14 protein-coding genes are annotated in these 18,361 nt (G+C 73.7%); 6 read left to right on the forward strand and 8 right to left on the reverse strand.

The genetic code is table 11. From position 1 onward, the window contains the following. The first annotated feature begins 251 nt into the window (after positions 1 to 251). Positions 252 to 710, forward strand: a complete 459-nt coding sequence (locus tag IG88_RS0112580) for a hypothetical protein (RefSeq protein ID WP_031039046.1) — start codon at positions 252 to 254, stop codon at positions 708 to 710. On the opposite strand, the gene IG88_RS0112585 is transcribed toward IG88_RS0112580, so the two are convergent. Further along, positions 692 to 3,118, reverse strand: a complete 2,427-nt coding sequence (locus IG88_RS0112585) for a glycoside hydrolase family 65 protein (protein WP_051851882.1) — start codon at positions 3,116 to 3,118, stop codon at positions 692 to 694. The genes IG88_RS0112580 and IG88_RS0112585 overlap by 19 nt on opposite strands. Next, complete coding sequence (locus IG88_RS0112590) at positions 3,115 to 5,505, reverse strand: phosphoketolase (protein WP_031039050.1); 2,391 nt, start codon at positions 5,503 to 5,505, stop codon at positions 3,115 to 3,117. The genes IG88_RS0112585 and IG88_RS0112590 overlap by 4 nt, the downstream gene beginning before the upstream one ends. A 394-nt stretch (positions 5,506 to 5,899) precedes the next feature. Between IG88_RS0112590 and IG88_RS0112595 the strand changes: the two genes are divergently transcribed. Both IG88_RS0112595 and IG88_RS0112600 read left to right on the forward strand, forming a co-directional pair. Then, entirely contained in the window at positions 5,900 to 7,282 is a 1,383-nt protein-coding gene (locus tag IG88_RS0112595) for an MBL fold metallo-hydrolase (protein ID WP_031039052.1), read from the forward strand. Beyond that, positions 7,279 to 8,022: a sulfite exporter TauE/SafE family protein gene (locus IG88_RS0112600; protein WP_031039053.1), complete on the forward strand. Its 744-nt coding sequence runs from the start codon at positions 7,279 to 7,281 to the stop codon at positions 8,020 to 8,022. The genes IG88_RS0112595 and IG88_RS0112600 overlap by 4 nt, the downstream gene beginning before the upstream one ends. 23 nt (positions 8,023 to 8,045) lie before the next feature. On the opposite strand, the gene IG88_RS0112605 is transcribed toward IG88_RS0112600, so the two are convergent. Next, positions 8,046 to 8,324, reverse strand: a complete 279-nt coding sequence (locus IG88_RS0112605) for a metal-sensitive transcriptional regulator (protein ID WP_031039056.1) — start codon at positions 8,322 to 8,324, stop codon at positions 8,046 to 8,048. A 98-nt stretch (positions 8,325 to 8,422) separates the two neighbouring features. Here IG88_RS0112605 and IG88_RS0112610 point away from each other — a divergent pair, with 98 nt between their 5' ends. From IG88_RS0112610 to IG88_RS0112620, 3 genes are all read left to right on the forward strand, one after another. After that, positions 8,423 to 9,019: a rhodanese-like domain-containing protein gene (locus IG88_RS0112610; RefSeq protein ID WP_031039058.1), complete on the forward strand. Its 597-nt coding sequence runs from the start codon at positions 8,423 to 8,425 to the stop codon at positions 9,017 to 9,019. A gap of 80 nt (positions 9,020 to 9,099) precedes the next feature. Beyond that, complete coding sequence (locus IG88_RS0112615; protein ID WP_031039060.1) at positions 9,100 to 9,798, forward strand: TetR/AcrR family transcriptional regulator; 699 nt, start codon at positions 9,100 to 9,102, stop codon at positions 9,796 to 9,798. A 92-nt stretch (positions 9,799 to 9,890) separates the two neighbouring features. Beyond that, positions 9,891 to 11,468, forward strand: coding sequence for an MDR family MFS transporter (locus IG88_RS0112620; protein ID WP_199807446.1), 1,578 nt, complete (start codon positions 9,891 to 9,893; stop codon positions 11,466 to 11,468). 83 nt (positions 11,469 to 11,551) lie between these two features. Here IG88_RS0112620 and IG88_RS0112625 read toward each other — a convergent pair whose 3' ends face one another. The 5 genes from IG88_RS0112625 to IG88_RS0112645 all read right to left on the reverse strand — a co-directional run bounded on the left by IG88_RS0112625 (position 11,552) and on the right by IG88_RS0112645 (position 18,312). Then, positions 11,552 to 12,556 carry a twin-arginine translocation signal domain-containing protein gene (locus IG88_RS0112625; RefSeq protein ID WP_031039066.1) on the reverse strand — a complete coding sequence of 335 codons (1,005 nt, stop codon included), beginning with the start codon at positions 12,554 to 12,556 and terminating at the stop codon, positions 11,552 to 11,554. Between the two features lie 25 nt (positions 12,557 to 12,581). Next, positions 12,582 to 13,862: a TRAP transporter large permease subunit gene (locus IG88_RS0112630; protein WP_031039069.1), complete on the reverse strand. Its 1,281-nt coding sequence runs from the start codon at positions 13,860 to 13,862 to the stop codon at positions 12,582 to 12,584. Between the two features lie 3 nt (positions 13,863 to 13,865). Then, a complete protein-coding gene (locus IG88_RS0112635; protein WP_031039071.1) occupies positions 13,866 to 14,486 on the reverse strand; it encodes a hypothetical protein in 621 nt (206 codons plus the stop codon). Then, entirely contained in the window at positions 14,483 to 16,612 is a 2,130-nt protein-coding gene (locus IG88_RS0112640; RefSeq protein ID WP_031039073.1) for a hydantoinase/oxoprolinase family protein, read from the reverse strand. The genes IG88_RS0112635 and IG88_RS0112640 overlap by 4 nt, the downstream gene beginning before the upstream one ends. 101 nt (positions 16,613 to 16,713) lie before the next feature. Then, positions 16,714 to 18,312 carry an FAD-dependent oxidoreductase gene (locus IG88_RS0112645; RefSeq protein ID WP_031039078.1) on the reverse strand — a complete coding sequence of 533 codons (1,599 nt, stop codon included), beginning with the start codon at positions 18,310 to 18,312 and terminating at the stop codon, positions 16,714 to 16,716. Between the last annotated feature and the right edge of the window lie 49 nt (positions 18,313 to 18,361).

An 18,361-nucleotide genomic window follows, 5' to 3' on the forward strand; every position in this document is an offset into this window, starting at 1 on the left:
GACGGCATGAGACACCGCGGCGCCGACGGCGGTTGCGGGCCGCCGCGAGGACCACACGGGGGATGCAATCGGCGTCTTGTCGCACGAACCCGTCCGCCGGGCGGAAGCGCGGGCGTAAGCGCGGGCAGACGCCCCCGGGCACCTCGTCCGCTGGGCCGTACGAGTGGTGCGTTCCCGGAGCCGGTCGTACCGTCGGAACGGAGAAAAAGGGGCAAGCGGAGACAAGCGACCCCGAGACGGCGGGAGCAGACATGGGCAGGAACCCGATGAGGGCAGCGGTCACACTCTGTGCCGCCGCCGCGCTGGCAGTACCCCTGGGCACGGCCTCCGCCGCACCGTCGGCACCGTCCGCGGCGCGGACCCAGCAGACGCAGGACCCGGTACTGGTCGACTGCTCCGGGCAGCCGCAGATCGGACCCGATGCGTACGTGCTCGCCTGCGGCGACGCGAACAGCCGCCTGGTGTCCCTGCGCTGGTTCCGCTGGGACCCGCAGGCCGCCGTGGGACGGGGCACGAACGCCGTCAACGACTGCGACCCCTACTGCGCCGCCGGCGCCTTCCACTCGTACCCCGTGACCGTGCGGCTCGACCAGCCGACGGCCGCCGGGCAGGGCACGGGCGAGCCGCACTTCACCCGGATCACCCTCACCTACACCGACGGCAGGCCCGACGGGTCGCCGCGCACGGTGTCCTACCCGCTGCCCGGCTGACGCATCCGGCGGTCCGAGGGGACCGCCGGTCCGTCCGGCAGCACCAGCCGGCACGTGTCGCCCGGCTGGAGGCGCACCTCGCGGTCCGGCAGCCGCACGTCGATCGGCAGCGGTCCGGCCGTGGGCACGGCGATCTCCAGCCGGCCGTGCTCCAGCCGGAACCGCACGCCCCAGTGGCCCTGGTAGCGGACGGAGAAGCCGTACGACGACAGTTCCGGCAGCGGCACCGGGTCCAGCCACAGCGCGCCCGCGCGGGTCTCCAGGCCGGTGAGGCCGCGCTGGACCAGGTCGAGGGTGCCCGCCATGGCTCCGAGGTGGATCCCTTCGCCGGTGGTGCCGCCCTGGAGGTCGGCGACGTCGCCCTTGAGCGCCTCCTGGACGTAGGCCCAGGCCTCGGCGCGGCGGGCGCGGGCCAGGATCCAGCCGTGGACGAGTCCGCTGAGGGTGGAGCCGTGGCTGGTGCGGGCCAGGTAGTGGTCGACGGTGCGCTGCCAGGTCTCCTCGTCGAGGCGGTACCCCAGGCGGCCGAAGAGGGCGCGGAGTTCGGCCGGGGAGAACAGGTAGCCCAGCATGAGGACGTCGGCCTGCTTGGACGCCCGGTAGTTGTTGACGCTGTCGTTCTCGGCCTCCAGGACGCGGTCGAGGCGCCGGATGTCGCCGTACCGCTCGCGGTAGCCCGCCCAGTCCAGTTCGGCGAGTTCGCCGTATCCCTCGAACTGGCTGACGACGCCCTCGTGGAAGGGGACGTGGAGGGTGCGCGAGACGCTGTCCCACTGCTCCAGTTCCGTGTCGTCCAGGTCGGCGCGCTCGACGAGTTCGCGGCGGCGGGGTCCGGGCAGGGCGTCGAGGACGTCGAGGGTGCGGGAGAGGACCCAGGCGGCGGTCACGTTGGTGTACGCGTTGTCGTCCAGGCCCGGCCGGTCGGCGCCGGGGTAGGCGTCGTGGTACTCGTCGGGGCCGACGACGCCGCGGATGCGGTACCGGCCCAGCCGCTCGTCCCAGGTGGCGCAGTCGGCCCAGAAGCGCGCGATCTGCAGCAGCATCTCGGCGCCCTTGGTGTGCAGGAACTCGGCGTCGCCGCTGGCCTCGCAGTACTGCCACACGTTGTACGCGATGGCGGAGCCCACGTGGTGCTGGAGGCGCGAGTGATCGGGGAGCCAGCGGCCCGAGCGCGGGTTGAGGTGCAGTTGCTGGGTCTCCTCGCGGCCGTCGCTGCCGCTCTGCCAGGGGTACATCGCGCCGCGCCGGCCGATCGCGCGGGCCGCGGAGCGGGCCTTGTCCAGGCGGCGGTGCCGGTAGTGCAGCAGGGCCCTGGACACCTCGGGGAAGTGCAGGTTCAGGTACGGCAGGACGAACAGCTCGTCCCAGAAGACGTGGCCGCGGTAGGCCTCCCCGTGCAGTCCGCGCGCCGGGACGCCCACGTCGAGGTCGGCGGTGTGCGGGGAGAGGGTCTGCAGCACGTGGAAGAGGTGCAGGCGCAGGATGCTGCCCGCCTCGCCGGGGACCTCCAGTTCGGCCCGGCGCCACAACTGGGCCCAGGCGGTGCGGTGGGTCACCAGCAGGCCGTCGAAGCCGGGGGCCTCGGCCACCCGGTCGACGGCGGCCTGGAGCGGGTCGCTGATCGCCGGGTCGCGCGAGGTGTGCAGGGCGACGACCTTGTCGACGGTGGCGGTGCGCCCCGGTTCGGCACGCAGGGCGACCCGCTGGGTGACGCACAGGTGCTCGCGCGCCGCGGTGACCGGCGCGTCGGCGGTGAGGCGGGCGGCCATGCCGATCCGGGTGTCCGAGGTACGGGTGCGGCAGCGCAGCCACACGGTGTCGGCGGCGTCGGCGCTCGCGGTGTGCACGTGCGTGAGGTGGCGGCCGTCGAGGTCCCGGTAGCGCGGCACCCCGCCGTTGGTGACGCCCCCGTCCAGGGCCGCCTCCACCTCCAGGTCGGCGGGCCCGCCCTCAATGGTGAACTCGGTGCGCAGGGCGGCGAGATGGGGATCGGCCATGTGCACCAGGCGCAGTTGGCGCACGGTCAGCACGCGGTCCGCGCCGAGCCCGAAGCTGGTGCGGCGCTCCAGCACCCCCGAGTCCAGGTGCACGGTCTGGCGGTGGTCGAGCACCTCGGCGGTGTCCGGCGTGAGCCAGTCGTCCCCGGCGGTCCGGAAGCGCAGCGGCAGCCAGTTGGGGAGGTTGACCATGTCCTCGTTCTCCACCTCCCTCCCGGCGACGGCGGAGGTCAGCCGGTTGTAGCAGCCGGCCACGTAGGTGCCGGGGTAGTGCGTGTCGTCCGCGGCGCACTCGGGCAGCGCGCCGCGGGTGGCGAAGTAGCCGTTGCCGAGGGTGCACAGGGATTCGCGCAGCCGTTCCTCCGCCGGGTCGTAGTGGTCGTAGTCCCACGTCGAGGGGGTCGCTGTCACCGCGGGCCGTCCCAGGTCCAGTCGGCGACCTCGGGCAGGTCCACGCCGTGCTCGCGGATCCAGTCGTGGTGCCGCAGCCGGGCGTCCTCCATCCGCTGCCGTACCGCCGCCGCGCGCACGGCGAGGCCGGGCACCCGGTCGATGACGTCCATGACGAGGCGGTAGCGGTCCAGGTCGTTGCCGACGACCATGTCGAACGGTGTGGTGGTGGTCCCGATCTCCTTGTAGCCGCGCACGTGGAGGTGGGCGTGGCCGGTGCGCCGGTAGGCCAGCCGGTGGATCAGCCAGGGGTAGCCGTGGTAGGCGAAGATCACGGGCTTGTCGGCGGTGAACAGGCCGTCGTACTCGAAGTCGCTCATGCCGTGCGGGTGTTCGCCGCTGGGCAGCAGGCGGGCGATGTCCACGACGTTCACCACGCGCACGGCGAGTTCCGGAAGGTGGCGGCGGACGAGCTGGGCGGCGGCCAGGATCTCCTGGGTGGGGACGTCGCCCGCGCAGGCGAGCACCACGTCGGGTTCGCGGCTGCCGTCCTCGGTGCCGGCCCAGTCCCAGATGCCGGCGCCGCGCGCGCAGTGCGCCCGGGCCTGTTCCATGGTCAGCCAGTCGAAGCAGGGCTGCTTGCCGGCGACGATCACGTTGACGTAGTCGCGGCTGCGCAGGGCGTGGTCGGCGACGGACAGCAGGGTGTTGGCGTCCGGCGGCAGGTAGACCCGTACGGCTTCGGGGCTCTTGTTGAGGATGTGGTCGACGAAGCCGGGGTCCTGGTGGGAGAAGCCGTTGTGGTCCTGGCGCCACACGTGGGAGGTGAGCAGGTAGTTGAGGGAGGCGATGGGGGCCCGCCAGGGCAGGCGGCGGCTGACGCGCAGCCATTTGACGTGCTGGTTGACCATCGAGTCGACGATGTGGACGAAGGCCTCGTAGCAGGAGAACAGTCCGTGCCGGCCGGTGAGGAGGTAGCCCTCCAGCCAGCCCTGGCAGGTGTGTTCGGACAGGATCTCCATCACGCGGCCGTGCCGGTCCAGGTCCTCGTCGACGGGCAGCGTCGGCTCCTGCCAGGCCTTGCCGCTGGCGGCGTAGACGGCCTGGAGGCGGTTGGAGGCGGTCTCGTCGGGGCCGACGAGACGGAAGTCGCGCCGGTCGGCGGTGGCCTCCATGACGTCCCGGAGCAGGTCGCCGAGGACCCGGGTGGGCTCGTGCGTGCTCGCGCCGGGCTTCTCGACGGGCACGGCGTACTTCTCCGGTGCGGGCAGGGGCAGCTCGCGCAGGAGGAGGCCGCCGTTGGCGAAGGGGGTGGCGCCGAGACGGCGGTGCCCCTCGGGGACGGCGGCGAGGACGGCGGGCCGCGGGGCCCCGGCGTCGTCGAACAGCTCCTCGGGGCGGTAGGAGCGCAGCCACTGCTCCAGTTGCGCCAGGTGCCCGGGGTTGGTGCGCACGGCGGACAGGGGCACCTGGTGGGCGCGCCAGGTGTTCTCCACGGGCACTCCGTCGACCTCGGCGGGGCCGGTCCAGCCCTTGGGGGTGCGCAGGACGATCATGGGCCAGCGGGGGCGGCCGGTGGCGCCCTCCTCGCGGGCGGCGCGCTGGATCGCGGCGATGCGGTCGAGGGCGGTGTCCAGGGCGCGGGCGGTCGCGCGGTGGACGGCGGCGGGTTCGTCGCCGGTGACGTGGATGGGGTCGTGGCCGTAGCCGCGCAGGAGGTCGTCCAGCTCGGTCTCGGGGAGACGGGCGAGCACCGTCGGATTGGCGATCTTGTAGCCGTTCAGGTGCAGGACCGGCAGCACGGCGCCGTCGTGCACCGGGTCGAGGAACTTGTTGGAGTGCCAGGAGGTCGCCAGCGGCCCGGTCTCCGCCTCGCCGTCGCCGATCACGCAGGCGACCACCAGGTCCGGGTGGTCGAAGGCGGCGCCGTAGGCGTGCGAGAGCGCGTAGCCGAGTTCGCCGCCCTCGTGGATGGAGCCCGGTGTCTCGGGTGCCACGTGGCTCGGTACGCCGCCGGGGAACGAGAACTGTTTGAAGAGGCGGGCCATGCCGGCCGCGTCCCGGGTGATGTCCGGGTAGGTCTCGGTGTACGAGCCCTCCAGCCACGCGTTGGCCAGGACGGCGGGGCCGCCGTGGCCCGGGCCCCAGACGCACAGGGCGTCGAGGTCGCGCGCCTTGATCACGCGGTTGAGGTGGGTGTGGACCAGGTTGAGGCCGGGTGAGGTCCCCCAGTGGCCGAGCAGCCGCGGTTTGACGTGTTCGGGGCGCAGGGGTTCGGTGAGCAGGGGGTTGGCCATCAGGTAGATCTGGCCGACGGAGAGGTAGTTCGCTGCGCGCCAGTGGGCGTCCAGGCCGGCGAGTTCCTCGTCGGTGAGCTCCGGGGGCGCCTGCTGCGTGTCGGCGGACATCGGTGGTCCTTCCGTGTCGGGACAGCCGGTCGGGGCGCGCGGGCACGGGGTGCCCGTGCACATCCCATCCCTGCGCCGGCCGGGCGGGTACCCGAGAGGGCCGTTCGGGTCACGTGGTGTCCCGAACGGGTTACGGAGCGCCGGTGGGTGAGGGGAAGAGCACGGCCGCCACCGGCGCCGACCCCGGTGCCGGCCGTGCCGGTCCGGCGGCTACCCCGACTTCCGCTCTGTACACGGGAGTTGCCCGAGTTCCGGGACGGGGCTCGGGGAGGGTGGCGCGGTGGGGCCGCGACGTCACGGCCGAGCACCCTGGAATACCCCCCTGGGTATCTCTGTTACGGTGGGCGGAACAGATACCCCCGGGGGTAATTCGGAAGCGAAGGGAGAGCGTGCCGTGTACTTTGTCGACGTCCTGGAGACCGAGGGACTGGGCAACCGCAGCTATCTGGCGGGCGGTCCCCGCTCGGCCGTGGTCGTGGACCCGCCGCGGGACATCGACCGCGTCGTCGCCGCGGCCGCCCGGCGCGGCGTGCGGATCACCGCCGTCGCCGAGACCCACGTGCACAACGACTACGTCACCGGCGGCCTGGAGCTGGCCCGCCTCACCGGGGCGCGCTACCTGGTGCCGGCCGGTGCCGAGGTGGCGTACGCGCGGGTGGCGGTGGCCGACGGCGACGTGGAGCCGGTCGACGACGGGCTGGAGCTGCGCGCGGTGGCCACCCCGGGTCACACCCCGCACCACACCTCGTACGTCCTCCAGGAGGCGGGGCGGGCCGTGGCCGCCTTCACCGGCGGTTCGCTGCTGATCGGCACCGTGGGCCGGCCCGACCTCGTGGAACCCCGGCTGACCGAGGAGCTGGCCCGCGCGCAGCACGCCTCCGCGCACCGCCTCGCCGACGAGCTGGAGGACGGCGTGAGCGTGCTGCCCACCCACGGGTTCGGCAGCTTCTGCTCCTCCACCGCCTCCGGCGGCGAGCACAGCACCATCGGCGCCGAGAAGGCCGCCAACCCGGCGCTCGTCCAGGACGTGGAGACCTTCGTCCGGGAGCTGCTGGCGGGCCTGGACGACGTGCCCGCCTACTACGCCCACATGGCGCCGGTGAACACCGCCGGTCCCGCTCCCCTGGACCTCACCGAGCCCCGGCGGGCCGACGCGGCGGAGATAGCCCGGCGTCTGGCCGCCGGCGAGTGGGTCGTGGACCTGCGCTCCCGGGTGGCCTTCGCCGCCGGTCACGTCGCCGGGTCGGTCAACTTCGAGGTCGACGGGCAGCTCGCGACCTATCTGGCCTGGATGATCCCGTGGGGCCGGCCGGTGACGCTGCTCGCGCACAGCGCGGACGACCTGGCCCGCGCCCAGCGCGAACTGGCCCGGGTGGGCATCGACCGCCCGGCCGCGGCGGCGGTCGGCTCGCCCGCCGACTGGGTCGCGGACGGCGACCGGCCCGCCTCGTTCCGCCGCGCCGCCTTCGCCGAGCTGGCCGCGGCGCGGCGGGACGGCGCGGACCTGGTGGTCCTCGACGTGCGGCGGGACACCGAACGCGCCCGCGGCTGGATCGGGGGCAGTGTGCACGTGCCCGTCCACGAGCTGCACCGGCGCCTGGACGAGGTGCCCCCGGGCACGGTGTGGGTGCACTGCGCGGGCGGGATGCGGGCGGCGGTCGCCGCCTCGCTGCTGGACGCCGCCGGCCGTGAGGTCGTCGCGGTGGACGACGGTTTCGCCGCGGCGGCCGAGGCCGGTCTGCCGCTCGTGACGCCCTCGGACGACATCGCCGCATGACGCCGCTCATCCTCGCCCTGATCGCCGGTGCCGCGGCCGGAGTGTCCCTGGGCGCGCTGGGGGCGGGCGGCAGCATCCTCACCGTGCCCGCGCTCATCTACCTGCTCGGCTTCACCCCGGCGGCGGCGACCACCGCGAGTCTGGTCGTCGTGGTCGTCACGTCGGTCACCGCGCTGGTGGCGCACGCGCGGGCCGGGGCCGTGCGGTGGCGCGCCGGGCTGCTGTTCGCGGCGGCGGGCCTGCTGCCGGCCGCCGCGGCAGGGGCCCTGTCGGCACGGGTCCCGGAGGCGGTCCTGACGGCGCTGTTCGCGGCCGTGGCCGCCCTGGCCGGACTGCACATGCTGGGCCGGCGCGCACCCAGGGAGCGCGGCACCGTGTCCGGGACGCGGGCGGCCGGGGCCGGGGCGGGGCTCGGCGCGGTGACGGGGTTCCTCGGGGTGGGCGGCGGCTTCCTGGCGGTGCCCGCGCTGGTGACGGTGCTGGCGGTGCCGATGAGCGCGGCGGTGGGCACGAGCCTGCTGGTGGTCACCGCCAACGCGCTGGTGGCCCTCGCGGGCCGGGCGTACACCGCCGTGCACCTGGACCTCGCGCTGCTCCTGCCGTTCCTGGCCACCGCCGTCCTCGGCGCGTGGGACGGCAGGCGGCTGGCCGCGAAGGTCTCCGCGGCGACGCTGCGGCGCGTCTTCGGTGCCGTGCTGCTCGCGGTGGCCGTGGCGATGGGCGCGACGGCGGTGCTGTGACCCGCCGTCCCGCCCGGAGTCCGTCAGGCCAGGGAGAGGAAGAGCTTCTCCAGCCGCGCCCGCATCTGCGCCGAATCCCGCACCTGCGGGTCGTCACTGGTCATGCACTGCTGCAGTCCCGTGGCGATGATCGAGAAACCGGCCCGGTCCAGGGCCCGGGAGACGGCGGCGAGCTGGGTGACCACGTCCTCGCAGTCGCGGCCCTCCTCGATCATCCGGATGACCCCCGCGAGCTGCCCCTGGGCGCGCCGCAGCCGGTTCAGCGCCGACTTCAGTTCGTCGGCCGACATGTCGAGTTCCACGCTTCTCCCTCTCCTCCACCCACTGCCTCACCGGTCCCCACATACCCCCGCGGGTATCCTACCTCGCGGGGGGACAGCAACGAGAAAGGTTTCCGTACATGAGCACCCCCAGCAGTCCGTCCATTCCCACCACCACCGCCACCACCACCGCTCAGGCCGCGGCCCGCCTCGGCGAGTTCACCGTGGTCGACGTCCGCTCGGCGGGCGAGTACGCGGGCGGACACCTGCCCGGCGCGCACAACGTTCCGCTGGAGCGCCTCGACGAGGCCGCCGACGCACTGGCGGCGGCCGCGGCGCGTGGGCCCCTGCTGCTCGTGTGCGCCTCCGGGAACCGGTCCGCCAAGGGCTGCGCGCGCCTGGCGGCGCGGGGCGTCGAGGCGGCCACGCTCGAGGGCGGCACGAACGCGTGGGCGGCGGCCGGTCACCCCGTCGAGCGGCCGGCCGGGGCGCGGGCGCCGTGGCCCATGGACCGGCAGGTCCGCCTCGCCGCCGGGTCGCTCGTCGCCGCCGGGTTCCTGGCGGGCCGGTTCTGGCGCCCCGCGCACTGGCTGTCCGGCGCGATAGGCGCGGGGCTGGTCTTCTCCGGGGTGACCAACACCTGCGGCATGGCCGCGGTGCTGGCCCGGCTGCCGCACAACCGCCCCGCCGGGGGAGCCGTCCCCTTCGAGGAGACGCTGGCACGCCTGGCGGCCTGAGGCCCACCTGCCACAGCGGGCGCCGACCCCTTCCCGGGGTCGGCGCCTTCAATTTTGCATGGCGTGCATCTTTGCATATCATGCAACTTATGTCGGGGAAGAGTGCCGCGGGGATCGGACTGCGGGAGCGGAAGAAGCGGGCCACGCGTGCCGCTCTGACCGAGGCCGCGGTACGGCTCGCCGCCGAGCACGGGGCGGAGAAGGTCACGGTCGAGGCGATCAGCGCCGAGGCCGGGGTGTCCGTGCGCACCTTCTTCAACTACTTCGAAAGCCGCGACGACGCCTTCGTGGTGGTCGACGCGGACGCGGGCGAGCGCATGCGCCGCGCCGTCCTGGAAGCACCGGCCGATCTCTCCCCGCTGGCAGCCCTGCGCGAGGCCATGGCGGCGGAGCTGGCCGAGGCCGAAGCACAGCACGAACTGTGGCGGCTGCACGCCAAGGTCCTGCACGCCTCGCCGCATCTGCTGGCGCGGGGCGTCGGGGCCCACATGGCGGCCGAGGCGGACCTGGCCGACGCCATCGCCGAACGCCTGCGCAGGCTCGGCGGCACGGGCGGCCCGGGTTCCGCCACCGGGGCGGATTCCGCGACCGGGTCGACCGGGTACGTCACCGGCGCCGGTTCCGGGCTCTACCCGCGGCTGCTGGCCGCGGTGGCGGGCGCCGCGGTGCGCACGAGCATGGACCACTGGTCCGCCCACCAGGAGGAAGCCGCCTTCCTCGACGTCTTCCACGAGGTGTTCACCCTCCTCGCCGCCGGTCTCCCGGCACCCCCCGCGTAGCCTCCGCGCCGGGCTCGCGACCCAACAGGACCTGAACCGAAAGAGATTCCGTGACCGCTACCCAGGCGCCCGCCGACGCGCCACCCACCTCCATGGACCACCGGCAGATACTCCAGGCGATGTCGGGCCTGATGGCCGGCATGTTCGTCGCGATCCTGGCCGGCACGGTCGTGGCCAACGCGCTGCCCACGATCATCGCCGACCTGGGAGCCAGCCAGTCGTCGTACACGTGGGTCGTCACCTCCGAGCTGCTCGCGATGACCGCGACGGTGCCCCTGTGGGGCAAGCTGTCCGACCTCTTCAACAAGAAGCTGCTGCTCCAGCTCTCGCTGAGCCTGTTCGTGGTCGGCTCGCTGCTGGCCGGCTTCTCGCACGGCGTCGAGCTGCTGATCTTCAGCCGGGTCGTGCAGGGCATCGGCGCGGGCGGCCTGACCGCGCTCGCCCAGGTCGTGATGGCCTCCATCATCCCGCCCCGCCAGCTCGGCAAGTACGCCGGCATCTTCGGTGCCGTCTTCGCGGTGGGCACCGTGGCCGGACCGCTGGTCGGCGGCGTCCTGGTGGACACCTCGTGGCTGGGCTGGCGCTGGTGCTTCTTCATCGGCGTCCCGTTCGCGCTGCTCGCCATCGCCCTGCTGCAGCGCACCCTGCGCCTGCCCACCGTGAAGCGCGAGGTACGCATCGACTGGCTCGGCGCCCTGCTGATCGTCGCCGGTGTCTGCGCGCTGCTCATCTGGGTGTCGCTGGCCGGCAACGAGTTCGACTGGGCGTCCTGGCAGACCGCCGCGCTCACGGTCGGCGGCGTCCTGCTGCTGGTCGCGGCGGTGTTCGTCGAGGCCCGCACCGCCGAGCCGGTCATCCCCCTCGGCATCTTCAGGAACCGCACGGTCACCCTGACCACGGTCGCCAGCCTCCTGGTCGGTGTCGCCATGTTCGGCGGGACCGTCTTCCTCTCGCAGTACTTCCAGATCTCCCTGGGCAAGTCGCCGACCGTCGCCGGTCTGATGAGCCTGCCGATGATCCTCGGCCTGCTGGTCTCCTCCACCGTCGCCGGACAGGTGATCAGCCGGACCGGCAAGTGGAAGCGGTACCTGGTGGCGGGCGCGGTGATCATGGCCGTCGGCCTCGCGCTGCTGGCCACGATCGACGCCAAGACCGACTTCGGTCTGCTCAGCCTCTACATGGCGGTCCTGGGTGTCGGCGTCGGCATGCTGATGCAGAACCTGGTGCTGGCCGCGCAGAACGACGTGGCCGCCGCCGACCTGGGCGCCGCGACCTCCGTGCTGTCCTTCTTCCGCAGCATGGGCGGCACCATCGGCGTCAGCGTCCTCGGCGCGATCCTCGCCAACCGCGTCGCCACCGAGACGGCCAAGGGACTCAGCGACGCGGGCGTCACCGTTCCCGGCGGCGGTGGCGGCGGTGGGGGCGAGGGCAGCGTCCCGGACATGTCCACGCTGCCCGGCCCGATGCGGGCGATCGTGGAGCACGCCTACGCCGTCGCCACGGCCGACCTGTTCCTCATCGCCACGCCGTTCGCGGTGCTCGCGCTGATCGCCGTCGTGTTCATCAAGGAGAAGCCGCTGAAGACCACCAGCGGCATGGAGCGCCTGGCCGAGGAGTCCGGCGAGGGCCCGGCCGCGCCGACCGACAAGGACCCGGCGCCGGTCGCCTGAGGCACCCGACGAGCAGACAGCGGGGCCGCACGTCCGATCCGGACGTGCGGCCCCGCTGCCGTGTGCGGCGGGGCGACGGGGGGTCAGCCGCGGGCCATCGCGATCGAACCGGCCAGCCGCTCCCCCGCCTCGTAGATCATGTACGGGACACCGTGGTCGGTACCGAAGGACGGGGAGGCCGCACGGCCGTTCTCCGGCGCGGTGCCCCGGGAGTCGTAGAAGACGCCGAGGTGCCTGCGGAGCGAGAAGTCGTTGCCGACCTCGGTGATCATCAGGTCGCCGCCGCTCTCCTTGTCCTTGTTGTAGACGACGTACGTGCTGTTGTTCCGGTGCAGCAGGTGCGGGCCGCCCACGTTGACCGCGCCCACGTCGCCGTGGCGCACCAGCGGCTCCTGGGAGAACGTCCAGCTACGGCCGTCGGCGGACCAGCCCCAGCCGATGTCGCGGTGGTCGGTGGTGTTGTTGACCATGAACACCATGACGTAGTGGGCGCCGCGCGAGGGCAGTTCGTGCGGGAAGACCCGCGCGTAGGAGGTCTCGGTGGTGCCGGACGGCAGCATCGAGGTGTTCAGCACGACCTTGTCGTAGGTGAAGTGGATGCCGTCGGCGGACCGGGCGAGCCTGGTCGTGGTGTTCTCCCCGTGGAAGTACAGCCACATCTCCTTGCGCCCCGCGTGCCACATCACGTGCGGCGAGGAGACGTGGCTGACGGAGTAGTGCGGCGACCACTTGTTGGAGACGATCGGGTTGTGCGCGTACTCCGTGAAGGGGCCCTCCAGCGAGTCGCCGTAGGCCAGGCAGATGCCGCCGGGGGCGTCGTGCGGGGCGTAGTACAGGTAGTAGCGGCCGAGCCGGCCGCTCGCGGGCAGCCGGTCGTAGACGCCCCGGACGGTCGGGAAGATGATCTCGCCGGTGGGGTTGTAGGCGAGCTTCGACGGGGTCAGCAGGGTGCGCACGTAGGTGTAGTCGGGGAAGCCGCCGGGTGCGGCGGAGGCGGCGGGCGCGGCGGTGGCGCCCAGGGCGAGGGCGGCGCCGGTGGCGGCCGTGCCCTTCAGGAACAGACGGCGGTCGAGGTGCGGCTCGTGCATGTCGACTCCTGGGAGAGGGGGGATGTCACAGGTACTGGGCGGCGGTGACGCACAGGCCGCCCAGGGCGACCAGCCACACGTAGGGCAGGGTGCGGACCATGACCTGCTGCGGGCCGACACCCGCGTACTGCGCGGCCCACACGGTCTGCGTGCTGGTCGGGTCGGCGACGCCGAAGACCTGGTTGTAGGAGGTGGCCATGCCGAGGACGGCGACGGCCGGGTAGATGCCGGTGGCGATGAGGACGCCCGCGATGCCGGCGCCGAGTCCGAACACGTTGAGCGGCCCCCGGTACAGGCACAGCGGCACCAGCAGCGTGAAGACGAGGACGAACAGCACCGGGTTCTGCGGGCTGACCGCCTTCATCAGCGGCTCCAGCGCGTCCACCGCGCCGGGGAGTTTGACGGCCGCGAGCAGGATGCCGATCGCCACGAACAGGGCGAGCGGCGGCGCGGCCACCTCGAAGCCGCCGTACAGGGTGCGCAGCAGCCGCTTGTTCAGCTCGCCGGGCCGGGTGGTGGTGACCAGGGCGTAGAGCACGCCGGCCAGCATCGAGGGGATGATGGCCACGTCGAGGCCGAGGGCCAGGACGAGCGGGACCACGGGGGCGAGCAGCGCGTACCAGGGGGCGTCGCCGAGGCGTTCGCGGCGCGGGGCCGGGCGGGCGGAGACCGACTTGAGCGACCAGGCGTGCTCGGTGCCGCGCCGCCGGTTCTCGACGACGACGTAGGCCACGGCGGCGACCAGCGCGAACGGGAACAGCTTCACCATGAAGCCGCGCACGGTGTCGACCGGCAGGTCGAGGGCGGTGGAGAAGAACTGCCAGACGGGCAGTTCGAAGGGGACGCCGACCGCGATGCCCATGAGTACGGTGCCCGCGGCCGTCACCTTCGGGACGCCGACCGCGACCATCGCCGGGATGCCGATGATGCCGGCCAGCATCGCGGCGGGGGCCGAGCCGGTGACGGTGCCGACCAGCGCCGAGACGGCGAGGACGCCGAGGGCGACGACGGTGGGCCGGTCGCCGCCGAATTCGACGATCTTGCGGACGAGGGTCCCGGCGATGCCGGTCTCGTCGAGCAGCTTGCCGAGCCAGGAGCCGAGGATGATGGCGACCATCGTCGCCGCGAGCGCCGGGGCGCCCTCCTGGAGCACCGTGTCCAGGACGCTGTTCTCGCCGGTCAGGGGTGCGCCGGAGAGGAAGGCGATGACCACCGCGAGCAGGACCAGCGCGAAGGCGGTGGGGAGCCTGCGGGTGAGCATCGCGGCGACGCCGGCCGCCATGACGAGGAGGATGACGACACCCATGGGTCAGTTCTCTCTTCTTGCTTGGCGTGCGGGTGGCGGGGTGTCCGCGGTCGCGGCCCCGGTCTCGGCGGCCAGGGCGGCGGTCAGCAGCAGGGGGCTGCGGCCGAGTCCGCAGACGGTACGGGCGTAGGCGTGCGCGGCCACCTCCTCCGCCCCGGCGACATGGCCGGGAACGCGCAGCCGGCCCAGGCGCAGGGCGCTGTGGCCGAGGGCGCGCTTCAACGCGGCCTTCGCGGGCCCGTGGTGGAGGTGGACGTGCACGGCCTCGTGGGCGAGGGCCGCGGCCCGTACGGAGCCGGGCGGGTACCAGTCGCGCCAGCCACGGGCGTCGACGACCCGTTCGGCGAGCGCGAGGGTGTCGGTGAACAGCTCCACCGTGGGCGGACGGGAGGTGTAGCGGGCGAGCAGTCCGAGTTCCAGCCCGCCGTCGCGCTCCACGGTCCGGGCGGTGCACTCGACGGGCGCGAGCGCGGCGCCGAACGCGTCGGCCGCCCGGGCCCAGTGGCGCAGCAGCTCCGGGTCGCGGTGCTCGTGGGTCGGCGTGGCGGCCAGCAGCCGCACGGCCCAGCCGATGTCGTCGGTGGCGGCGAGGCCGTCCGTCACCGGGGTCCGTGCCCCGCTCATTCGCGTACCTCCAGTACGGCGACCACCGGTTCGTCGGCGGCGCGTGAGCGCAGTTCGCTGCGGGCGAGGGCGAGCAGCGGCTGCGGGTCCAGGACGCCGGAGAGGTCGGCGATGCGGGAGCCGAGCAGCAGCCGCACGGCGGGGGCGCGGACGCCTCCGTCGCCGTAGGAGGTGTGCTCGGCGACCAGCTTGGCGAGCACCTCGGGGGCCGCGGCGACCGTGGTGGCCTCGACCCGGGCGTCGGGGGCGTGGTGGCGTACGACCCCGTCGGCGTCGACGACCCGGACCGGGTGGCGGACGGGCCGGAGACGGCGGTGGACCTCGGTGCCGTAGACGGTGTGGGCGGGAGTGCCCGCGAGGACGCGCACCTGCGACGGGTCGGTCCTGAGGCTGGCGGCGGCCAGCCTCAGGCGTTCGGCGTCGTCGGCGCGGTGGGCCCGGTCCTGGGTGCGCAGTTCGGTGGCGCCGGTGGCGATCGCGCGGACGACGTTGGTCTGCGGGTCGACGGTGACCTCGACCTCGACGCCGTCGGCGGCGGCGCCCTGCGCGACCACGGCGCGCTCGGCCTCGGCGCGGACGGCGAGGATCTGCTCCTGGGTGGCGCCGGGCACGATCCGCTCGACCTGCTCGCGGACCAGGGCCAGGGCGACGCCGATGGGGCTGATGACCTCGCTGTGCCGGGCGATGCGGCCGGTCATCCCCGTGCGGGCGGCCAGGTGCGGGGTGACGGACGCGGCGCCGCCGCCCCCGCCGACGAGGACGGCGGTGTCGGTGTCGAGGCGGTACTCCCGCACGAGGTCGTCCACGACGGACTTCACCTGGTCGGTGCCCGCGTTCAGGAGCCGGGCGGCGGCGGTGGGCACGTCGGTGCCGAGCGCGGCGGCGAGCGGGGCCAGCGCGGCGCGGGCGGTGTCGGGGTCGGCGTGGGCGAAGTCGCCCTCGGGGACCCGGCCGAGCGCGTTGGCGGCGCAGGTCATGGTGAGCGCGAACCGGCCGCCGGCCGCGTCGAGGACGGCGTAGTCGGCGGGGTCGCCGGGCAGCGGACTGATCGTGGCCAGCTTGGCGTCGCGCAGCTCGGCGGGGTCGGCGTAACAGGCGTACGGCAGCCCGGCGATGTGCGCGCTGCGCGGCCCGGTGCCGGTGATCCGGCCGCCGGAGACCCGGACCATGGAGCCGCCGCCGACGCCGACGGTGCGCACGTCGAGGGCGTTGAGGTAGGAGGTCCGCCCGAGCAGGACGGCGTGGCGCACCGCGACCTTGCCGCGTTTGACGACGCTGATGTCGGTGGAGGTCCCGCCGGTCTCCAGGAACACGCCCTCGCTGACGCGTTCCTGCATCAGCGCGCCCGCCACCCCGGCGGCCGGGCCCGAGAGCACGGTCAGCAGGGGCCTGCGGCGCATCTCGTCCAGGGACATCACTCCCCCGTCGCAGCGCATCACCATCAGCGGCGCGGTGACACCGGCCTTGGTGATGGAGGCGTCGACGAGGTCGGCGGTGGCGAGCATGCGCGGCAGGATCGCCGCGTTGACGACGGCGGTGCGGGTCCGTTTGCGCAGCCCGTACAGGGACGTGATCTCGTGCGCCGCGGTGGTGGGCAGGCCGGTGGCGCGGGCGGCGTCGGCGACGGTCTCCTCGCCCTCGGGCCGGTCGACGCCGAAGGGTTCGCTGGCCACCAGCGCCTGGGCGCCGGCGGCGGTGAGCTGTTCGACGGCGGCCCGCAGGGCGGGGGCGTCCTCGGGGTCGGGCACGTGCGCGTAGTGCAGCGGCAGCCGTTTGCCGGGGGTGAGTTCGAGCTTGGCGAGGCCGGCGAGCCGGCGGGTGAAGTACGCTCCGCCGCCGGTGCCGATGCCGAGCAGGCCGACGGTGGCGACGTCGCCCTCCAGCAGGGCGTTGGTAGCCTGGGTCGTGCCGTGCGCCAGGAAGGCCACGTCGGCGGGTGCGTGTCCGGTCTGCGTCAGCAGCCGGTCCAGTGCCTCGACGATGCCGTGCGCGACACCGTCCTCGTGATGGTGGCTCGTGGGGACCTTCACCTGGCCCACGAGCCGGAGCGTCGTGGCGTCGACCGCCACGGCGTCGGTGAAGGTTCCGCCCACGTCGATGCCGACGCGGATGCGGTGGGTGGTCATGTCCGGGCACCTCCTTGTGCTGGGTCGGTCCGCACGCGGGCGGTCACCGGGCGGGGCAGGTGGTGCTGCCCCGCCCGAACTCGCTGTGCGTGCGGGGTCGTTCAGTAGCCCCTGACGTCGGGCCAGTGACGCTCCACGCCGTCGCGGTCGAGCACCGCGGCGAACTCCTCGAACCTCTTGTCCTCGGCCTGCACCTGGTGCGGCTCGACGTCCTCGGCGAGGCAGTGGGCGGCGAGGGCTCCGGCGGCCTCGCCGACGTTCCACTCCACCGGGTGCAGCCGGTAGCAGCCGTTGGTGATGTGGGTGGTGCCGAGGTTCTTGCCGGCGGGAAGCAGGTTGCGCACCCGGCGCGGCACGAGGGCGCCGAGCGGGATCTCGAAGGGGACGGAGCCGATGTCGACGTAGCCGTCACCGCCGGTGGAGGGGTGCAGGTCGATGCGGTAGTTGCCCACGCCCACGGAGTCGCGGTGGCGGGTGCGGCCGTAGGGGCCGAGCAGGTCGATGGAGACGTCGTGCTCGGTGACGGTGGTGACGGCCTTGATCCGGCGGGACTCACGGACGTAGGCCGCCTTGGCGAGGCCGTCGGGGGTGCCGGTCACGTCGGGGCGAAGCCGCAGTCCCGGGAAGCCGGTGCCGCCGTCGGTGCGGGGCGCCTCGGTCTGCAGCCAGTACAGCACCGACAGGGACAACTGCCGTGCCTCGCGCAGCGCTTCGGCCTCCTGGCCGATGTAGGGCTTGAGCCAGTAGTCGTTGAGCGGCCAGTTGACGAGGGTGATGTCGGAGTCGAAGGCACCGTCGGTGTGCAGCTTGCGGGCGAGGATGCGGCGGAAGCCCCACAGTTCCTTGTCGCCCGCGTCCGCGCTCTGGTCGGCGCTGACGGCGAGCGGGTCGAGGTCCGGGTTGGGCACGAAGGTGCGCGGCACCGGTTCCAGGGTGCGCGGGTCGGGGGCCTCGAAGCCGAGCAGCGGGCCGGGCCAGAAGTCGGGCTTGTAGTCGCGCCAGAAGCCGTAGTCGGCGGGGCGGTCGATGGTGTGGTCCTGGCCCTCGTGGTGGGAGAGGGCGAAGCAGACGGTGATGCCCTGCTGGTTGCCCGGCTGGGCCTCGTCGGGAGCGTGCGGTTCGTCGAACTCGGCCCGGGACTCGGCGCCGTTGACGTGCTCGACGCCCGCGAGGTGCAGCAGTTCGCCGGTCTCGGTGGCGTCCAGGACGTAGCGGGCGGGGACGGTGCGGCGGGTGCCGTCGCGGAGGTCCTCCAGGGTGACGGCGCGCACGACATCGTTGTCGGTCTCGGCGGCCACGGGGCGGTGCCCGGTGAGGACGGTGAGCCGTCCGGCCGCCCGGTGCGGGGCGAGCATGCCCTCCAGGACGGCGAGGGCGACGCGCGGCTCGTGGCAGAGCTTGCTGACCCGTCCGGCGCCCGGGTTGAGGTCGGTGAGGGCGGCGGCCTCGGCGCGCAGCGGGTACCACTGGCGGTAGTACTGGCGGATGCCCTCGCGCAGTCGGCGGTAGGACGCGGTGGTCCCGAACTGTTCGACCCACGGGTGTTCGTCGGGCGGTACGGCCTGGCTGGTGAGCTGGCCGCCGATCCAGTCCGTCTCCTCGGTCAGGACGACGCTGCGGCCGGCCCGGCAGGCGGCGAGGGCCGCGGCCGTGCCGCCCAGTCCGCCGCCGACGACGAGGATGTCGGGTTCCGGTATCACGCTGCTGCTCCTTAGGTGGTGCGGTCGGTGCGGTGGGGTGCGATCGGTG

Source organism: Streptomyces sp. NRRL F-5650 (genome assembly GCF_000721365.1).
Lineage (GTDB): Bacteria > Actinomycetota > Actinomycetes > Streptomycetales > Streptomycetaceae > Streptomyces > Streptomyces ardesiacus.